This window comes from Dapis purpurea BLCC-M126 (genome assembly GCF_050015975.1).
GTDB lineage: Bacteria > Cyanobacteriota > Cyanobacteriia > Cyanobacteriales > Microcoleaceae > Trichodesmium.
The window spans coordinates 1-19,686 of the sequence record NZ_JBNHER010000047.1 but is presented as its reverse complement, the minus strand read 5'-3'; the positions used below and the strand labels follow the sequence as shown (position 1 = coordinate 19,686).

The following is a 19,686-nucleotide window of genomic DNA, read 5'->3' as shown; positions in this document are numbered from 1 at the left end:
CTCTTGAATGAAGATGAAAATTTTTTTGATACCGAATTAAGCGGATTTGATATCAAAACCTTTGCTACATTTAGCGATAGCACAAAGATTTAAGAGCGCTAATCAGGCTAATATTTAGATTTTTTAGTCTCATATTCTAGACTGGTAACGAAATAACTATATCCCCTAAGTAAAAATGTTAACTATTGGAACACAAAAAAGTGATCGAATTAGCACAATTACTAATACAACTTGGGCTGAATATATTAGTTTAGATTTGCCCAGTAAACGAGTCTCATATCAAATCCGGTAGTATCGGTGTAATTAGATAGTTAATCTAGGAGTCAGGAGTCAGGAGTCAGGAGGAAAGGGAATTTAGAAACATTTGCTCTTGAATGAAGATGAAAATTTTTTTGATACCGAATTAAGCGGATTTGATATCATTTCGCAATGGAGTTATTACTATCGTGTCCCCGGGGCATAACCATGAATTAATTGGTGATTATATTAGAGCAATTATTTGGGCTTACTGCCGTCAAAACAACCTTGCACTGTTTCCTTACAATCATATCATGTCCGTTGGTATCGTTTGTGTAAAAGCCGGGAAAATATCCACCATATTTAAGGTTTTTTCTTCTCTTAAAGCTTCTTCCTTCTTCCTTCTTCCTTACCTTCTCTATACAATACCAATGCTACCGGACATGATCTCAAACTACTCTTAAGGAAGAAGGAAAAGAAGGGAAAGAACCTGATGTAGCTTACTGTTTTGAAATAGACAATAGACTTGCCAGATTTAGCAGTAGAAATAAATCTAACATCAGGGAGTATCGACGATTTAACTAAATATCAATACTTAAAGATTCCTGAAGTTTGGCTATGGGAAAACAATAAAGTTATATTCTTTGTTTATCGTGATTCAGGATATTTAGAATTAACAATAAGCAATTCTCTGCCTAACTTAAACAGCTATTGCGTGACGACAATTGTCAATAGTTGTGTTGGTAGAAGTGTTTTAGAAGTAGAAAATTATTTCCCTGTAGGGGCGGTTTCCTACGGAATGCTCCGCAAACGCGAACCGCCCCTACATTAATTAAAAAATAACAAAAATGAACCAAAACGAATCTTTACTACCCTTAAAAATCGCCGTCCTAACAGTTTCTGATACAAGAACCGAAGCTGATGATAAATCTGGCAAAATATTAGTGGATAATTTAACTACAACAGGTCATTTATTAGCAGAAAAAACTATTGTTCCCGATAACATTTACCAAATTCGTGCTGTAGTATCTAGATGGGTTGCAGATGAATCTGTCCAAGTAATTTTGACTACTGGTGGTACGGGAGTTACGGGACGAGATGGTACACCAGAAGCCATTAAACCACTCTTAGACAAAGAAATTGAAGGGTTTGGTGAGATATTTCGGATGATTTCCTATCAAGAAATTAAAACCTCTACCATTCAGTCTCGCTGTTTGGCAGGCGTAGCTAATGGTACTTATATCTTTTGTTTACCTGGTTCTAGTGGTGCTTGTCAAACAGGATGGAGTATTATCAAAGAGCAACTAGATTCTCGTAATCGTCCTTGTAATTTGGCTCAATTGATACCGAGATTGACTGAAACTTAGAAATGATTAGGCGATCGCTTTGTTATATCATGTCCGGTTGAACAGTTTAAATAACGGGAGTCGTAGGGGCGATTCGCTTGCTCGCCCCTACAGAACGGAAGAGGTGGAAGTTTTACAGTGCTTTTCAGTTGAGTAGACCACAAAAATGTTGTAGGAGTAAAGAGTAAGGAGTAAAGAGTAAGGAGTAATGAGTAAAGAGTAAGGAGTAAGGAGTAAGGAGTAATGAGTCAGTATGATTGTGGTTTATTCATATGAAAACCGCTGTAAGGTATAAGAATGAGTTGCTATATTTAGCTTTCAGGATTTTTGCCAAGTAAATTGATAATTGCTAAAAGCTAGGTAATATAAGACTTTTGAGGAAGTTTACAAATCAGCTCTTAATAATTTGACAACATAATAGGGCAAAAAACTCGCCAAGTTTTTCCACTACATGGAAATTATTACCACAGATTTTGCATATTCTTGATGCCAGCTACAAATGCCGCACCGACCAATTGACAACGCTCGTAAAAATCTTGTTCACTGGTGTGGATATTAGAGGTTTCGTTGGATGTTACAAGTCCCCTATTATATTCAATTGTCACCGTATTTATGATTTTTGATATTAGGTTGTCATCATTAATGTCAAGATAATAATTGGCTTTTTTTATCACTTCTTCTAATCTTTTCAGCATGGTATTGGTAGCACCATAAACATCAGGACGCGATTTTTCCCAATTATCAATATTAATAGGTAGTCTGTTAGAAGCCTCCCGTATCTTGCTGATAAAAGGCTCGACAAAAGCTTCCATTTGAGATAGATTAACTGTACTGTATTTATCTGGCTCGTCAGGACTTGAGACATCTAGGACTGACACCAATGGTCTAACTAACTCTTGATACGATTTCAAGTCATGGGTATTGCGCAGATAATCTAGTAGTGCTTTGGTATCTGTACCACCATTGTGCGGTGCAAATTTAGTTAAGTTCATACCATCTAGTTTTGGTGAAAATAACGCATCGAGTATTTCATGGGAAAATGCTGAATAACTATGTGGTTCTAAACAGATAATAGGATAATTCCGATTTGTCATATACGCAGCAGCACGACATGCTCCAGCCACAGCAATACTCAAATCATGATTCTTTTTTAACCCTAGTTTTGTTTCTTCAGTAGGCTGAGAAATATCTTTGTATAGAGGAGTCCCACGATAAGTGTGTGTATTGTAGACCTGATTAGTTCTACCTTCTTTTGCTGGGGCGCGATTGCCATTGCTGATAATTAAATTTGTCAATACTGCCGAACCACAGACAAAATTTTGATTATTTTGCCAAATACTTCCAGATACCTCCAAAACCCCAACATCTGCTTGATTCCAAATTGTGTAAGGATTGCTAGAGCATACCGATTCATCAGCAATTACGTCATCAGATAATAGTCCATCAACACAAGAAGGTGGTAAGGTTCCGGCATGTGGTACATCAAGTATCATTTGTTTTTGAGTGCCTAAAGTACTAGGTCGGATAAAGCTTATGCTAGAGTCACCACGCCCCGTAATAAAAAGTGTATCGACCAATGATACAACGTATACGGGCGTATCTTTATACTCAAAATATGGTCTTGCCACCAATAGCATGGCATTGTACATTTCTTGTGACGTATTAGGATATTGTTTTTTTAACCAACTAGAGAATATGACTTGATCTGAAAACTCTTCGAGTATATTTCGATTGCTTAAATCGTTTCCTGTAAAACGCTGTATAAAATCAATTGCTGTTGTGTGCATGACTTTGCATTTATTTTTCTAACTTGACATCCTCCTGACGCTGCACTTGCGTGACAGCACGGGATTCCCTAGCATCGCTGGTAGGGGCTTTCTGCTTCATAGCACCTGCCTGAAGAGATTTACTCTCTTCAGGTCTTACCGTCGCTCCACAGACAAGCCAGCGCGGTCTTGGGGGTCTCCCCCATGAGCGACTGGCGCTGACACTGCGAGTCCCGCAGCCAAAATATTAATTGCAGCGTTTATGTCCCGATCATGGTGAATGCCACATTCAGGACAATCCCACTCTCTAATATTTAGAGGTAGCTTTTCTACTACATGACCACAATTAGAACAAAGCTTGGAACTGGGGAAATATCGGTCAATCTTAATTAATTCCCGTCCATACCAATCAGCTTTGTATTCTAATTGCCTAACTAATTCTCCCCAGTTTGCATCACTTATTGCTCTAGCTAATTTGTGGTCTCTTGGTGCGCATTCCCTCTCTTGGTCAGCATTCCCTTGCGCCTGTCGGCGGCGCGGGGTCTGACCGCTTGCGACTGGCGTCGTCGCGGGGTCGCACCGCTTCTTGACCATGTTTTTTACTGCTAAATCCTCAACTACTATCGTTTGGTTTTCTCTAATTAGTTGGGTTGTTAGCTTATGGGTATAGTCAAGTCTTGAATCCTTAATCTTAGCGTGTATCTTTGCGACTTTCAGCCTAGCTTTGTAATAGTTGTTAGACTTTTTGTCGGGTTTTCTATCAAGGGATTTCTGAGCTAACCTCAGTTTTTTGTGTAACTTCTGAAGATTCTTTGGATTGGCAACTTTTTTTCCATCGCTGGTAGTTAGTAAATTGGTGATTCCTAAATCAACACCAACTTGCTTCTTAATCGGTTTCAGCCTCAAATATCTGGTATCATTGACTCTCAGAGATATAGACCATCTGCCACTTGGCTCAAGCTTGACAGTAATTGTACTAGGTACACAACCTGCTGGCAGTTGTCTACTCCACCTAATAGGTAGTGGTTGTGCACATTTAGCTAAATAGACTTGACCATCTTTCCACTTAAATGCTGATGAGGTAAACTCAGCACTACCACCATTACGCTTTTTCTTGAAGTTGGGATATTTCGCCCGTCCACTAAAAAAGTTGGTGTTTGCGCAGCATTCCGCAGGAAAAGCAGTCTGTAGATGTCTTAAACTTTGCTGCAAGGGTACACTACTGACTTCTCTGAGAAAATCTAAATCTTCCTGCTTTTTCCAAGAGGTAAGCATGGCTGAAGTTTGTTTGTAACTTACTCGTTCTTTTTTCTCGTACCATGCAGTAGTTCTTGCATTTAAAGCTTTGTTGTAAATGAGGCGTACACATCCCAACGTCCTCCTCAGCAGACTTTCCTGCTCCAGAGTTGGGTAAAATCTAAATTTGTACGCTTTTTCGACCATCTACTGATTAATTGTCAACATTTACATCCTAACATACTATGTGTGAAAAATTAAACCTAGCTAAAATAGAAATTTGGCTCAATTGATGGCGAGATTGACTGAAACTTAGAAATGAGCTGGCGATCGCTCTGTTAATACTAATTAGCCAGCAGAGAGCGATCGCTGGAAAAATTTTAAAATACAATAATTTTACTATCATAATTAATTTTCGTCTAGACTTATCGCTGCCATAAAAAGTTCTCAAGTAATAATGACCACAAAGTTATTATAAAAAATTTACAATCTTAATTAAATGTTAAAATTTAATAATATAGTATCACTGTAAAATAACTTGCGGGAAAATCATGGCTCAAGCTTCAAAAACAAACAAACCGAGAAAAAATTCTGCTTACCAAAATTTAATGTCAATCCATTGGTGGATGTTTAATTGTTACATTATTATATTTGTAGTTGGTTCTTTTATGTCGCGTTTGCCAAGAGAAGCCTTTGGACGAAACCTTCTTTATGATTTCCATAAATCTCTAGGAGTATTGGCAATGGCTTTATTAACTTTGCGAATTTTAACTCTATTACAAGTGTGGTGGAAGAAATATACTAAGCGATTGCCTAAGTATAGTTTTAAATGGATGCAAAAAGTAGCCCTGCATACTTCTCTTTATATCTTTATGTGGGCTGTTCCTATTACTGGTTTCTTTTTTTCTAACTCCTTTAAAAGCAATAATGTCCGCTTTTTTGGTATAACCTTACCTGATTTATTTCCCCAGAATAGTGACTTAGTAGACTTAGGTCGAAATATACATTTTTGGTTAGCTTATACTTTTTTAGCATTTATTATCTTACACGCGATCGATCAATTCAAGGTAGTCAAAGGATTTTGGCGACGCATTAGTAAAAGAAAAATTAAACATAGCTAAGACATAAATTTGGCTCAATTGATGGCGAGATTAACCGAAACTTAGAAATCATAAAATGGTATTGTCTAATAGCCTGTAATTTGCTAGTGTACTTAAAGTCTCAATATATGCAGGACTTACGCATGAAATACGAAAAACTAGGATTTGAGATTGCTTCCCTGTCGGTCGCAATGACGAAAATACGTTGTATTGCGTAAGTCCTATATATGTTAACTCAATCAGCTAAATTAACAGACATCTAAGGTCAAGTCCAATGGAGGGATTAATGGTTACATTAGAAGATGCCAGAAGAGTAATTAGTGCTGCTGAAAAAAAAGCACTCGAAATTGGTCAACCAATGAATATAGCAGTAGTGGATGGGGGAGGAAATTTGGTAGCCCATGTACGAATGGATGGAGCTTGGATCGGAAGTATCGATATCTCCATTAAAAAAGCGTATACTTCGCGGGCGTTCAATCTGGCCACTAAAGATTTAGCCGAACAGAGTCAATCAGGAGGACAATTTTTTGGGATTCATGCCTCCAACAATGGCAAAATCATGATTTTTGCTGGAGGAATACCCCTTTACAGTGAGGGAGAAGTAGTGGGGGGAATTGGAGTTAGTGGGGGATCTGGAGAGCAAGACCATGCCGTAGCCGAAGCTGGAGCCGCCCTATTTTAATTCTGGAAAACATCATTAATGGCCTTATATGATTTGGGCAACAATAGTTGGTTTTGTGTTAGGATACAGTGCCTTAGTCACAGGTAATTTATTGATACCAATTATTGATCATATTTTGACAAATTTGATTTCTAGTAGTGTATGGAAGTGGGAACATAAGGGAAGTTAAAAGTTAAAAGTTAAAAGTTAAAAGTAATATTTTATAGACTCATAACTTTAACACTATAGTAATTTCAGGAAATTATTCCACATCTAAAGTTTGAAACTATTTGTGACATTTTTCAATAATTAATAATTACCTCTTAATTTTTAAGAAGAGGATTGGTTAAAAGGATTTTTTTGTTCTCTTGGTCGATTGGATATGGCGAGGTTTCCTTGCCATTCCTTGACTGCTTTTTTCTCCTTGAAAGGAGAGGCTTTAAATCTTAATTTTTCGTAAAGTGAATTGGTATTAATTCCATAGGATTAAATAATTTAATATGACAGAATCAGGGTTTGATTTTAGCCACTACTACACATATCAAGAAGTAGTAAATTTTCTACATCAAATGAGTGAAAATAATCCTCATTTGATAGAGTTAAAAATTATTGGCAAAAGCTACGGCGGACTAGATATTTTCTTAGCTACTCTTACCAATCAAAATACAGGAAAAGCTATAGAAAAACCTGGATATTGGATTGATGGTAATATTCATGCGATAGAAGTTACAGGTTCGACAGTTTCTCTATATACTATTTATCATCTACTAAATAATTATGCTACTGAACCTCGAATAACTCATTTATTAGATAACTACACAATTTATATTTTACCTCGAATTGCTGTTGACGGGGCAGAAAAATATTTAACAACTCCTCACATTTTGCGGTCGAGTATTCGTCATTATCCCTATCCTGAAGAACGCGATGGTCTCCACTGGGAAGATATAAATGGAGATGGGTTAATTTTGCAGATGCGACTCAAAGATAACTGTGGAGCTTGGAAAATATCCTCAGAAGACCCGAGAATAATGGTGCCTCGGGAACCCGATGAATTTGGAGGCACTTACTACAGTATTTTGCCAGAGGGAATAATAAAAAACTATGACGGTTATGATATCAAAGTTGCTCCCAGTAAGGAAGGAATAGATTTTAATCGCAACTATCCCCATGAATGGCGACCAGAGGGAAAACAAAAAGGTGCTGGAGATTTTCCTTTTTCTGAACCTGAAACTCTTGCTGTAGCAGAATTTTGGCGAGAACATCCTAATATTAATGGTTTTATTAACTATCATACGTTTTCTGGAGTAATCTTACGTTCCTACTGTACTTATCCAGACGAACACATACCTGTAAAGGATTTGGATATTTACAAATTGATTGGAGAAAAAGGTACTGAAATTACGGGTTATGAGTGCGTTTCAATTTATCATAACTTCTCGTACCCTAACCGTGAGAAGATTTCTGGTGGAATGATTGACTATTGTTACGATCGCTTCGGTTGGTTTGGTTTTGCAATAGAGCTTTGGGATGCACCCACGGCAGCGGGAGTTAAGAAGGATGATTATATTAAGTGGTTACAACGCCATCCTGTTGCAGACGATATGAAAATGATGCAATGGAATGATGAAAAATTGGGTGGCAGAGGTTTTATTGACTGGGAAACATTTGAACATCCTCAACTGGGTACGGTTGAAATTGGTGGGTGGAATTTCAAGGAAGTTTGGTACAACCCACCTGTTGAATATTTACCAAAGTTGTGTGAGGAACAATGTCAGTTTGCTATTGCTCATGCTTTAATGTCACCTCGTTTAGCAGTTAGTCAGACGGCAGTTGAATATCAGGGAGGCGATATGTATCATCTAGTAGTACAATTGGAAAATCAGGGATTTTTGCCTACTTATACCAGTGAAAAAGCTTTGGAACAAAAAAGTGTTAAACCTATAGAAGTAATGTTAGATTTACCTGATAATGTAGCCTTGGTGAGTGGGAAACAAAAGCAGGAAATCGACCATTTGCAAGGGCGATCGAGTGAAGCTTTTAATTTTTTCAGTTTTTTTGCTCAAGGTGGAAGTTATCGTTGTCATTTGGAGTGGGTGATTAAAGGTATTGCTGGTTGTGAGATTGAGGTGATAGCAAAGGCGGAACGAGCAGGGCTTGTGAAAACTGTGATTACTTTGTCAGAGTAAGTTAAGGTCTAAAAATCTTTATTTCAACCGAAGCATTTTGGCAAGCAATCTCAGGTACGCCTTTTATAGAACCCATTAGGATGGGATGGCGAGGTTTCCTCGCCATATCCAATCCACCAAGAGAGTAAAGTTGCCACAGGGAATTGTTGTCGAATTTTTACCTCCTTATTCTCCTGAATTACAACCAGCTGAGAGATTATGGGCATTAGTTGATGAACCCTTAGTTAATCAACCTGCATGAAACCATTGAACAACTGGAAATAGTTCTAGAAAAAAGATGTTGTATTCTCAACTCTATGACGTATGAAATTAAAAAATTAACAGATTACTACTGGTTAAATTATACTTAATCATTTGTGGTCTTACTAAACCGGATTTAGTATCAGCCAATCGCCGAGAAAGCGATCGCTCAAAATTGGTCTGGCTTCCTCGCTGATATAAATATTATTTGATTAACAATCCTCCCCAAGCAAGTAATAGAGAAAAAGAGATAGCAGCGATCGCCTGTCTACTTAACAACAATAAGGCAAATCGAAGAGACTGTTCTCGCGCAATAGTTAACAGAGTAACTAAACAAGGTAGCAATACTCCTGCTAGATACACCCCAGTCAAAACCTGCAATGGAGTTAACATAGCCAAGGTTTCTGGTTCGGCAAATAATAGCAGTCCATCTTTGCGAATAGAAGCTAAAATAATAGGCAATGAGGCTTCCGGCGGTAAATTAAACCATCCCATCAAAGGGTTAATAATATTGGCTAAAGCAGCGATCGCTCCTAACCAATTCAACACAGAAGCAATAACAGTAATAACTAAAAAGATGGGAATTGCATTGAACAAAAATTGATCGATAGTTGACTTAGCTTCGCGCCAAATTACTGACGCATGAGGAAATTCTAAAAATGCTCTTCCTTCGATTACTAGGGGATTCTGATTCGATTTAGCGGTAGGAGAAGAAATCATGTAGGTATATATCAAGGTAGTTGCGGTTAGATACAGCAGGTAAGGAATTATCAAGTAAGGTAACGAAGCCGCACTAAATACCCCTAGAGTTGCGCCAAACTGATAAGAACAAGCCGAACCAAAAGCAATCGCCGAAATACAAGTTCCTCTAGAACAACTAGAACAGGCACGGGTACTAATCACCGCAGGAACATTACACCCCATACCCATAATTACTCGCACTAAATCCCGTCCCGATAACCCAAACGGACGGAGTAAAGGATTGAGAGCAATAGTAATTCTTTCTATTAACCCACTAGCTTTATATGCACCTAAGAATAGGGCATAGAGAATTACTGTCGGCATCGCCCAAATAAACAGTAACGGACTCATAGTTATCAGTCCATATTGTCCTATGAGTATTTCTCTTAACCAGATTGGGAGTTGGGATAAAGATTTAATAATGGGAGCGGTCGCACTTTGGACTATAGGATCTGCTAAAGTCGCAAAGGAGTTAGCTCCCCAGACAGCAATAATTGCAGGAATAAGTAATAGGGCGATCGCCAATAACCAGCCTAGTCGAGGATGTTCTAACAGCGTTGCTTGGGGTTGAATATGCCAGCCAGCCCTTGTAGGAATCCATTGCGCGGGAAAAGGATGAGGTTCTTGCAGAGAAGCCAAAATATAGTCTTTTTGTTCTATTGTGAGGTGGCGAGCATCTACAGTGACAATGCTCAGGTTAGAAGTTTCCGTCCATTCCCGAACCACTTGTTGGGTATGAACCGTCGATAATACCTTATCCCAGAAAGTAATCACCACAATGCCCCGTTTATCTGCTACTAAAGGAAGTAGATCGGCTAAATCTTGATCTACGTCGGTTGCCTTGACTATCAATAGCACGGTGTCATTTTCTTGTAGCTGTCTTAAAGCTTTCTTAGTAGTTACGCTGTCGGAACGATAGAGAATTCCAGGGGTATCGATAAAGGTATAGGCTTGAGATTGATAAGTGTCACAAGTCACTGTAGAACCGCGAAAATTGGCACTATAGGGAGTCTGTCCTGTAAGAGCAGCAATGAGTTGGGATTTGCCCGTACTCTCTTTCCCAATAACCACAATACAACCGCGCTCTAATTTTGACGGCGTAAAAATATTCATTCTTGAATCAAGACTATATAATAATGATAATCATTGTAAAATATAAATAACAAAATTATTTATTCTCTCATGCAAAATTAAGAACAAGCTGTAGTCTTCGACGAAGAACGCGCCGCTACTTATGACGAAAGATTTGCTAAACTCTCCAAAAATCCCGCTTGCTACTAGGAACAGCGCAGTGAGGTTTGGAGAACAATAATGTCCAATCTTGTCTATTGACAAAGACTTAAATGTAAGTATAGACTGTGAAAATGCGGTTGGCTTAACCGTCAATGCCTGTGGATGAGTAACCGCCGACGGCCGTAGGGACGTTGCATAACAAAAATGCGAACGTCCGTACATCAGGAAGTAAACATCAATTTGTCACTTATGTGACGCTTTGTATCAGTTTTATGAAGCACCTTGTCTCTCTACTTTCCTTTTGCAATTATGATGCAGGGAATTTCAGATGATGTGTTTGCCCTGAATATAAATATTATTCCGGCTAACTCAGATGTTTTTGCAAGGTGTTGTAGACTATTCGCTCTGAGATTATTCAGTTTTTTTGCCCGATGAAATCCGATCAAGCCCTAGAATTTGTCAAAAATATTCTATCTCCCAGACAGCTTAGTTTCATTGAAGAAGTTGTTTTTGTCCAAGCCTGGGAAGGGCAAGCCTATCGATCGATCTCTACAGAATCAGCATACGACGAGGGTTACCTCAGAGATGTTGGAGCTAATCTCTGGCAATGTTTGTCCCAAGAGTTGGATTGCAAGATCACCAAGAAGAATTTGCGATCGCTCTTATCTGATTTAGCACAGAATGATGATCCAGCCCATTCAGCCCTTAACAGTTTAGTCAACCAAAGGCTGGGAGTGATGGAGTTTCCTGGTGCTCCCCTACCCTTTGGCTCACCGTTGTATGTGGAGCGATATCCCATTGAAGAACTCGCTATTGCAGAAATCTGGCAGCCCGGTAGCCTGATCCGTATTCAAGGCTCTCAGAATATGGGCAAAACCTCCCTGATCAATCACCTGTTCGGCAAAGTTCGGCAAGCAGGGATACACACGCTTCGGGTGGATGTACGGCAGGCGGGTGCGGAAGCACTGAACAATTTGGATCGGTTTTTGCGGTGGTTTTGTTGGAATCTGGGTCAGCAATTGCAGATTCCTTCAGAGTTTGACCGCTATTGGTTTGAAATGGCCGGGAGCAGCCTGAGTTGCACCACTTATGTGCAGGAAGTTTTCTTAAATCGGCTACAACAACCTCTCCTGGTTGTGATCGATAAGGTGCATCACTTGGTGGATTATGAGGAGTTAGCCAAAAATTTCTTTCCCCTCCTGCGATCGTGGCATGAACAGGCGCGTACCGATCAAAACTGGCAAAAGTTACGGTTGATTCTGACCTCCTCAACGGAGTTCAACCTGCCCCTCCAGCCCCATCAATCTCCGTTTAATGTTGGGCTACCCTTGTCGTTACCCATGTTCACACCCGATCAAGCCCTTGATCTGGCCAAACGGTATGGTCTTGAATCGATCAGTCTTGGGGATACTCAGGCTCTACAACCACTGATGGAGTTGGTGGCAGGGCATCCCTATCTGTTGCAATTAGTCTTTTACCATCTGCGTTCAGGAGACATAGCACTGGAGCAACTATTGCAGTCTGCCCCAACCCACGCTGGTATCTATCACAGCTATTTGCAGCCCTTTTGGCAAGTTGTGCGACGGGACGATCGCTTATTTCCAGCCTTTGTGGAAATTCTATCGGGTACTGAATCCATTGCGCTTGATCCAACAACAAGCGATCGTCTGATTGGTATGGGATTATTGAAATTGGAGGGTTTCAAGACCATTATGGGCTGTAATCTTTACCAGCAATATTTCCGGGCTTGTCTGGAGGGACAGAATTGAGTAAGATAACCTATCAGATTGGGGGTAGCCTAGCTCCCGATGTTCAGAGTTATGTGCTGCGACAGGCGGATCGCGACCTCTATCAGGCCCTGCTAGCGGGGCAATTTTGTTATGTCTTCAATGCCCGACAAATGGGGAAATCCAGTTTGCGGGTGCGGGTACAACAAAAATTACTGCATCTGGGCTATCGTTGTGTCTATCTGGATATGACACAACTGGGCAGTGAGGGGGTAATCCTGGAACAGTGGTATCGGGGCATTATGCTGGATCTGGTGCGTAACCTGGGATTGCTGGGTCAGGTAGATTTGAAAACTCTTTGGCAGACCTACGCTGATTTTCCCATCGTGCAGCAACTACGGCTATTGCTGGATGAAATCTTAAGGCAAATGCCGGAGACTCATTTGTTTATTCTGGTGGATGAAATCGATAGTATTCTCGGACTGGATTTCTCCGTGAATGATTTTTTTGCCCTGATCCGGGCTTGCCATGAATTACGCTCGGACCAGCCCCATTACCAACGCTTGACCTGGGGGTTATTTGGGGTGGCCACTCCGTCGGATTTGATTAGCGATCGCCAACGCACCCCTTTCAACATTGGTCGCGCCATTGACCTGCAAGATTTTCAGGTAGAAGAAGCCTATCCGCTCATGGCGGGGTTCGAGGATCAGATGCCCAATCCCAAAGCCATCCTCAAGGCGATTCTGGACTGGACGGGAGGACAACCGCTACTAACACAAAAACTCTGTCAGTTGGTTGCTCAAAAAAGTGAAGCGGCTCAGGCGGTGACTCTCAGTCTGCCACCAGGGACTGAAGTGAGTTGGGTTGAGGAACTGGTACAAACCCACATCATTGACTACTGGGAAACTCAGGACAACCCCGAACATCTACGGACGATTCGCAACCGCCTTCTTTATGATGAGCAACGAGTGGGGCAGATTCTGTCACTATATCAGCGAATTCTAGACCACGGTGGTATTGCCCTAGACGGCAGCCCAGAACAGATTGAACTCTGGCTATCGGGGCTGGTGTGCCAACGTCATAATCAATTGCAGGTCAAAAATCCCATTTACCAACATATTTTTTCCCTAGACTGGGTTCAGGAGCAACTCAACCGACTGCGCCCATACTCCGTAGCCCTACAAGCCTGGATTGCCTCGAACGGCACTGACAACTCACGACTGTTGCGGGGGGAAGCACTTCAGGACGCATTGCGCTGGGCCAAACCCAAACGCTTGAGCGATCAGGACTATCGCTTTTTGGCAGCAAGTCAAGAATTGGATCGTCAGGAGGCGATCGCTAAACTGGAAACGGCTCGGTTACAAGAAGTAGAAGCCCGCCTGAGCCTGGAACAGCAACGCAGTGCCGAACAACAACGGAATTTGAGACGGCAACGGATACTGTTAGCCGGGGTCAGTTTGTTGACAGTAGTGGCTACAGGACTGGGATTTTTCGCCCAGATCCGATCGCGTCAGGCATCCCTAAACGCAGTTCAACTGAGTATTCGCACCTCTGAAGCCCTATTCGCTTCCGATCAGCCCTTTGAGGCTATGCTAGAAGGCATTCGCACCCAGCGACGGTTACAAGAACTGGGACGAGTAAATCCTGCTCTGCAAACTCAAGCAGATGCCATTCTCGAACACATTGTTTTAAATACTCAGCAGTACAATCAACTGGATGAGCATCCTGCAGCCGTCAATCGGGCAGTCTTCAGTCCTGATGGTCAAGCTATCGCCTCCGGTGCATTAGATACCAACGTTAAACTCTGGACTCCAGAGGGGGAACTTCTCGGCACCCTGGAGGGGCATCAAGGAGCCATTTACGATGTTGAATTTAGTCCGGATGGAAAATGGCTGGCATCTACCGGTGACGAGGGTATCGTCAAACTCTGGACCGTCACGGGGGAACTCCGTCACACCCTGGAAACTTCCATCAAGGGGATTTGGGATGTGGACTTTAGCCCGGATAGCCAGAGTCTGATTGTGGGCGGCAATGGCCCCGCAGAGGTTTGGAGCATTACTGGGCAACGGATACACCGAATTGAAACAGGGGAAAAATTATCGACCATCCGATCTATCGCCTATCATCCCCACGGCGATCGTCTGGCTTTTGGGGGGAACGATGGCAGTATTACCTTGTGGACGGTTGATGGACAGCGCCTACAGACGCTCAGGGGGCATCAGGGGGCTGTCCTTGCCCTAGCATTTAGTCCCGATGGCACAGAGTTGATTAGCGGCAGCTATGACAACACCATTAAACGGTGGAACTCGGATGGTCAGTTAGTCACTACTTTGGATCACCATACTGCCGGTGTTGCCAGCCTAGCCTTTCACCCCAGTAGGGATGAATTTGTTTCAGCCAGCCATGACAACACCCTGGCTCGCTGGAGTCGCCAGGGGGATTTGCTAGAGACCTTTGTCGGGCATCAGGCGCTGGTTTGGAGTGTGGCCTTTAGTCCCGATGGTAACACCCTGATTTCGGCTGGGGGTGACTCCACCCTGCGCCTCTGGCAACCGCGCAATCCCTTTAAGCAAAATGTCCAGGGACTACCGACAGGATATTATTACAAGCTGATCTATATCCAGGACGGTAAGACCGTGGCTATGATCAACACTGATAAGAATATTCTGCTGGTCTCCCTGGAGGATTTCACCCATCAACAGGTTGATGCAGGCCAGGGAAGTACCATAAATCTGGCTCACCATTCGACTAGAAATGAATTTCTGTCTGTGGGGCAGGATGGTACCCTGAAACGATGGGATATGGCAGGTAATCTGTTACAAACATTGGGGTTCTATTCTCAAGCGCTACAGGCCGTCACCTGGCACCCCAATGGACAGGAAGTTGTTTCCGCAGCATCCGATGGTCAGATATTTCGGTGGAGTGCAGAGGGGCAACTGCTCCAGCAATGGCAGGGAGAATCGGTCTCTATTTGGGATATGGCCTATAGTCCCACAGGCGAGCAGTTTGCCACCGCCGCCGATGGCGATGGCACTGTCCGGCTCTGGAGTCGGGAGGGGCAGTTACTCCATACGTTGAGCCATGATGCTGTGGTGTGGCAGGTGACATACAATGCCGACGGCACCTTGCTGGCCTCTAGCAGTGCTGATGGGACTGCTAAAATTTGGCGATCGCAAGACGGAACGTTAGTCGCGACGTTGCAAGGACATGAGAAGGGGGTTTTTGGGATAGACTTCAGTCCCGATCGCCCGCTAATTGCCACCTCTGGAGTAGACAAAACAGTTAGGCTCTGGAACCTGGAAGGAAAGCTCTTAAAGACCCTAATTACCACTAATTCTGCTGTCCGCACTCTGGCGTTTCGTCAGGATGGGCAACAACTGGCAGCCATTGGTGATGATGGTACGCTGGTGTTGTGGGATGTATCCGCTGTTTTGAATCTGAAGCCCCTGGACTATGCCTGTGATTGGGTGCAGGAATATTTGAAAACCAATAGTGAAGTGTCCCAGAGCGATCGTAAGCTGTGCGATGGGGCAAAGCCACTCCGATAGGAGTATCGCGCCTAACGTGCAATGATCTCGGCGTTGAGGTTGTCTACAGCGCTTTTCATTTGGGTAGACCACAGTAGGGGCGATGTGGTTCATCAATATGAAAACCCTTGTAAATATATATTTTTGTAAAAATGTCAGATTTGTAGGTTGAGTGGGTTGAGAAATATCTAACATTTCTGGCTTGTTTTAATCCTCCGAAATAGTTACGATGAGTTTAAGTAATTTCTGTGCTGCTCAGGAGTAATATCATGTCCGTTGGTATCGTTTGTGTAAAATTTGGGGAAAGAGCTACCATTAGTAAGGTTTTTCCTTCTTCCTTCTTCTTTCTTGATTTTTCATAGGACTTACGCAGTACAACTCATTTTCGTCATTGCGACCGACAGGGAAGCAATCTCAAGTCCCATTTTTTCGTAGTTCGTGCGTAAGTCCTGTTTCATTCAAAATTTAAACCCATAGAGAGTTATAGAAATGTTTGAGTTACCCGGTTATCGACTGCTCAACCTAATTGAAAACAATAGTAAAACCCAAGTTTATCATGGAATTGGGCAGCAGGATGCTCAAAAAGCTATTATAAAAATTTTGACGGTAGAATATCCAAGCGCCAGTGATTTGCTCCGTTATCAACAAGAATATACGATCGCAAGAAACACGAAATAAGGAAATGGATTTATTGCCAGAACTCGCATATAGGATGGCGATCGCTATCAACCAATCTATCCTGCGCGATGGCAACCGCTGCCAAAACGAACGAGAAGTTTTACTGCGCCTTATTGTTAATCAAATTCGCCGCACTCTCGACCTCGATACTATTATGGAAACAGCAGTGCGCGAAGTGCGGGAACTTCTAGAAACAGACCGGGTAATTATCTATAAATTTCTGGAAAATTGGGATGGAGAAATAGTAGTAGAAGATTTAATCGTTCCCTGGCCGGAGGGTTTTCAAGAGAAGATAAGAGATAACTGCTTTTCCGGCGAATACAGCCAACTTTATCTCAAAGGACGGGTTAGGGGAATTGACGATATACATAACTGCGGTTTAAACCTATGCCACGCTAACTTTTTGGCTAATTTGCAAGTAAAAGCTAATTTAATCGTTCCCATCGTTTTTGGTAAGGATCGAGACAGTTTCTCAGACTCGGAAGCTCAACCTCGTTTGTGGGGTTTATTAATCGCCCACCACTGCCGCAGTACCCGTCATTGGGACATAGAAGAAATAACTTTATTAGAAAAAATCGGCGAACAATTGGCCGTGGCAATTTATCAAGCGGAACTCTATCAAAAAGTTAAAGAAAATGCAGTTAGATTTCAAGCGCAAGCTCAAAAAATGCAGCAAACTCTCGATGAATTACAGGCTACTCAAGTACAATTAATTCAAAGCGAAAAAATGTCTAGCTTGGGTCGCATGGTAGGCGGAGTTGCCCATGAAATTAATAATCCGGTGACGTTTATTTCTGGAAATCTCAATCATGCTCAACGTTATTTTGAGGATTTATTGGAACTGATTGATTTATATGCGGCAGATTCTCCCCATCCCAGTCCAGAAGTTGAAGAGAAAATAGAAGAGATGGATTTAGAGTATCTGCGAGAAGATGTGACCAATGTCTTGGCTTCAATGAAACATGGCAGCGATCGCATCGCTAAAATTGTCAAAGGATTACGAACTTTTTCCCGGTTAGATGAAGCGGAAATGAAGCCGTTGGATATTCACGGCGGTATTGAGAGTAGTTTACTGTTACTGCAAAGTCGAATTAATGGTGATGCAAATTTGCGAGAGGTGGAGATTATCAAGGACTATGGCGATCTGCCAAATGTCACCTGTTATGCGACTCTATTAAATCAGGTATTTTTTAATATTTTCAGTAATGCGATCGATGCTTTATCTGAATTACGCTCTGTCAGTCAACCCCCCCGAACTCCACAAATCCAAATTCGCACGGAAACTTCTCATCAAGATACCGTAAGAATTTTTATTCGCGATAATGGTTCGGGAATTCCCGAATCCATCAAAGCCAAAATATTTGATCCTTTCTTTACCACCAAACCCGTCGGACAAGGAACAGGCATGGGACTCTCAACCAGTTACCACATTATTGTTCAGCAACATGGAGGTCAATTAACTTGTGAAAGTTATCTAGAACAAGGCACAGAATTTATGATTGAAATTCCGACGTTAGCCGAAATGACTGTCCAGATGGCGATCGGGATTCAGCAAGGGTTATTAGTTAAAGAGTTAAAGAAAGAACGGGATCGGGCTAATCAAGCCACTCAAGCGAAAAGTGCCTTTTTAGCGAATATGAGCCATGAAATTCGCACGCCCATGAACGGAATTTTAGGTATGGCAGAACTTTTATCCCTGAGCAATTTAAGCGAACAGCAAAAAAATTATGTTAATACCATTCAATCGAGTGGAAAAAGCTTACTGAATTTGATTAATGATATTTTAGATTTATCAAAACTTGAAGCCGGAAAAATTGAGCTTAAGGAGGAAGAGTTTATCCTGCCAGAGCTGGTTGAAGAAATTCTCAGATTATTCCCAGATACCTTAAAAGCCAAAGATGTATCGCTAAATTTAGCGATCGCTGACAATTTACCGCAGCAATATTTAGGCGACACCGATCGCCTCAAACAAATTCTCATTAATTTAATTGGCAATGCAGTGAAATTCACTGAGCGTGGGTTAGTGACTATTACTATTCAAGAGTATGTCAGGGAAGCCGAACGGCCTGCCAATGAAAATGAAATAGAACTCTCTTTTGCCATCCAAGATACCGGAATTGGCATTTCATTAGCAGATCAAAAGCAGTTATTTCAGCCATTTTCCCAAGTGGATACTTCCAGCACTCGAAAATTTGCAGGCACTGGATTAGGGTTGTCGATTTGCCAAAAATTAGTGAATTTAATGGGGGGAGAAATTGGAGTTAATAGCGAAATTAATCAAGGTTCAACTTTTTGGTTTAAGGTTCCCCTTAAATTCATCGATTCCTGGGGTGGAAAGTCTTTGACTGATGAATCGGAAGCATACCAGCCAGACGATACTTCAGAGGGAACGAAAAAATCAGTAGATATTTTGGTCGTGGAAGACAACCTGATACATCAGAAGGTGATTAAATACCAGATCGAAGCATTCGGCTATGATTTCGAGATTGTGGAGAATGGTGTAGAGGCTTTAGAAAAACTGCAAGAAAATTCTTATGCTTTAGTTTTAATGGACTGTCAAATGCCAATTTTAGATGGATATGACACCACTCGTGAGATTCGCAAAAACGAAACCATGCAAGATATGATTATTATTGGCTTGAGTGCTTATGGCATGGAAGAAGATCGGCAAAAAGGTCTGGATGCGGGGATGAATGATTATTTATCGAAACCATATAACCTATCTCAGTTGGAAGAAATGATTGCCCGGTGGACTGATAGCGCTTTTCTCCTCAGTGAAGCAGTTACTCCACAAGACATCTCCAAAAATTAAAAGTAAAATCAATTCTTATTCATAAATTGTCAATTATTCTCCCCTGTTCCCTGTTCCCTCTTTCCCGGAGATATAGCACTACGCAAAAACGTTAGGACATTTATAAATCCTGGAACCGTTGAACAATCTACTATTCCCTACTGCTCTATAAAACCGATACAAAGCGTCACATAGCGTAACAATTTGATGTTTA

14 protein-coding genes are annotated in these 19,686 nt (G+C 41.6%); 10 read left to right on the top strand and 4 right to left on the bottom strand.

Annotated elements, in window-relative coordinates; all coding sequences use genetic code 11:
* Window positions 1–763: 763 nt before the first annotated feature.
* Window positions 764–1,069, top strand: a complete 306-nt coding sequence (locus ACP6PL_RS04835) for a PDDEXK family nuclease (protein ID WP_426543116.1) — start codon at window positions 764–766, stop codon at window positions 1,067–1,069.
* Window positions 1,070–1,085: 16 nt separating this feature from the next.
* Window positions 1,086–1,604, top strand: coding sequence for a molybdenum cofactor biosynthesis protein B (gene moaB / locus ACP6PL_RS04830; RefSeq protein ID WP_426543114.1), 519 nt, complete (start codon window positions 1,086–1,088; stop codon window positions 1,602–1,604).
* A gap of 440 nt (window positions 1,605–2,044) precedes the next feature.
* On the opposite strand, the gene ACP6PL_RS04825 is transcribed toward moaB, so the two are convergent.
* The 3 genes from ACP6PL_RS04825 to ACP6PL_RS04815 form a co-directional block, all read right to left on the bottom strand.
* Window positions 2,045–3,076: a hypothetical protein gene (locus ACP6PL_RS04825; protein ID WP_426543112.1), complete on the bottom strand. Its 1,032-nt coding sequence runs from the start codon at window positions 3,074–3,076 to the stop codon at window positions 2,045–2,047.
* Window positions 3,077–3,505: 429 nt separating this feature from the next.
* Entirely contained in the window at window positions 3,506–4,792 is a 1,287-nt protein-coding gene (locus ACP6PL_RS04820; protein WP_426543110.1) for an RNA-guided endonuclease InsQ/TnpB family protein, read from the bottom strand.
* Window positions 4,793–4,820: 28 nt separating this feature from the next.
* Window positions 4,821–4,991: a hypothetical protein gene (locus tag ACP6PL_RS04815; RefSeq protein WP_426543108.1), complete on the bottom strand. Its 171-nt coding sequence runs from the start codon at window positions 4,989–4,991 to the stop codon at window positions 4,821–4,823.
* Window positions 4,992–5,136: 145 nt separating this feature from the next.
* Between ACP6PL_RS04815 and ACP6PL_RS04810 the strand changes: the two genes are divergently transcribed.
* The 4 genes from ACP6PL_RS04810 to ACP6PL_RS04795 all read left to right on the top strand — a co-directional run bounded on the left by ACP6PL_RS04810 (window position 5,137) and on the right by ACP6PL_RS04795 (window position 8,535).
* Window positions 5,137–5,706, top strand: coding sequence for a cytochrome b (locus ACP6PL_RS04810; RefSeq protein WP_426543106.1), 570 nt, complete (start codon window positions 5,137–5,139; stop codon window positions 5,704–5,706).
* 265 nt (window positions 5,707–5,971) lie between these two features.
* On the top strand, window positions 5,972–6,367 hold the full coding sequence (locus ACP6PL_RS04805; RefSeq protein WP_426543104.1) for a GlcG/HbpS family heme-binding protein: 396 nt from the start codon (window positions 5,972–5,974) through the stop codon (window positions 6,365–6,367).
* Between the two features lie 28 nt (window positions 6,368–6,395).
* On the top strand, window positions 6,396–6,536 hold the full coding sequence (locus tag ACP6PL_RS04800) for a CPBP family glutamic-type intramembrane protease (protein WP_426543102.1): 141 nt from the start codon (window positions 6,396–6,398) through the stop codon (window positions 6,534–6,536).
* 310 nt (window positions 6,537–6,846) lie between these two features.
* Entirely contained in the window at window positions 6,847–8,535 is a 1,689-nt protein-coding gene (locus tag ACP6PL_RS04795) for a M14 family metallopeptidase (protein WP_426543100.1), read from the top strand.
* 444 nt (window positions 8,536–8,979) lie between these two features.
* On the opposite strand, the gene ACP6PL_RS04790 is transcribed toward ACP6PL_RS04795, so the two are convergent.
* Window positions 8,980–10,629, bottom strand: coding sequence for a nucleoside recognition domain-containing protein (locus ACP6PL_RS04790; protein ID WP_426543098.1), 1,650 nt, complete (start codon window positions 10,627–10,629; stop codon window positions 8,980–8,982).
* Between the two features lie 551 nt (window positions 10,630–11,180).
* Between ACP6PL_RS04790 and ACP6PL_RS04785 the strand changes: the two genes are divergently transcribed.
* The 4 genes from ACP6PL_RS04785 (at window position 11,181) to ACP6PL_RS04770 (ending at window position 19,493) form a co-directional block, all read left to right on the top strand.
* Window positions 11,181–12,518 (top strand): AAA-like domain-containing protein, encoded by a 1,338-nt coding sequence (locus tag ACP6PL_RS04785; protein ID WP_426543096.1) that lies wholly within the window; start codon window positions 11,181–11,183, stop codon window positions 12,516–12,518.
* Complete coding sequence (locus tag ACP6PL_RS04780; RefSeq protein ID WP_426543094.1) at window positions 12,515–16,024, top strand: AAA-like domain-containing protein; 3,510 nt, start codon at window positions 12,515–12,517, stop codon at window positions 16,022–16,024. The genes ACP6PL_RS04785 and ACP6PL_RS04780 overlap by 4 nt, the downstream gene beginning before the upstream one ends.
* A gap of 468 nt (window positions 16,025–16,492) precedes the next feature.
* On the top strand, window positions 16,493–16,681 hold the full coding sequence (locus tag ACP6PL_RS04775) for a hypothetical protein (protein WP_426543092.1): 189 nt from the start codon (window positions 16,493–16,495) through the stop codon (window positions 16,679–16,681).
* 4 nt (window positions 16,682–16,685) lie between these two features.
* A complete protein-coding gene (locus ACP6PL_RS04770) occupies window positions 16,686–19,493 on the top strand; it encodes an ATP-binding protein (protein ID WP_426543090.1) in 2,808 nt (935 codons plus the stop codon).
* Window positions 19,494–19,686 lie beyond the last annotated feature (193 nt).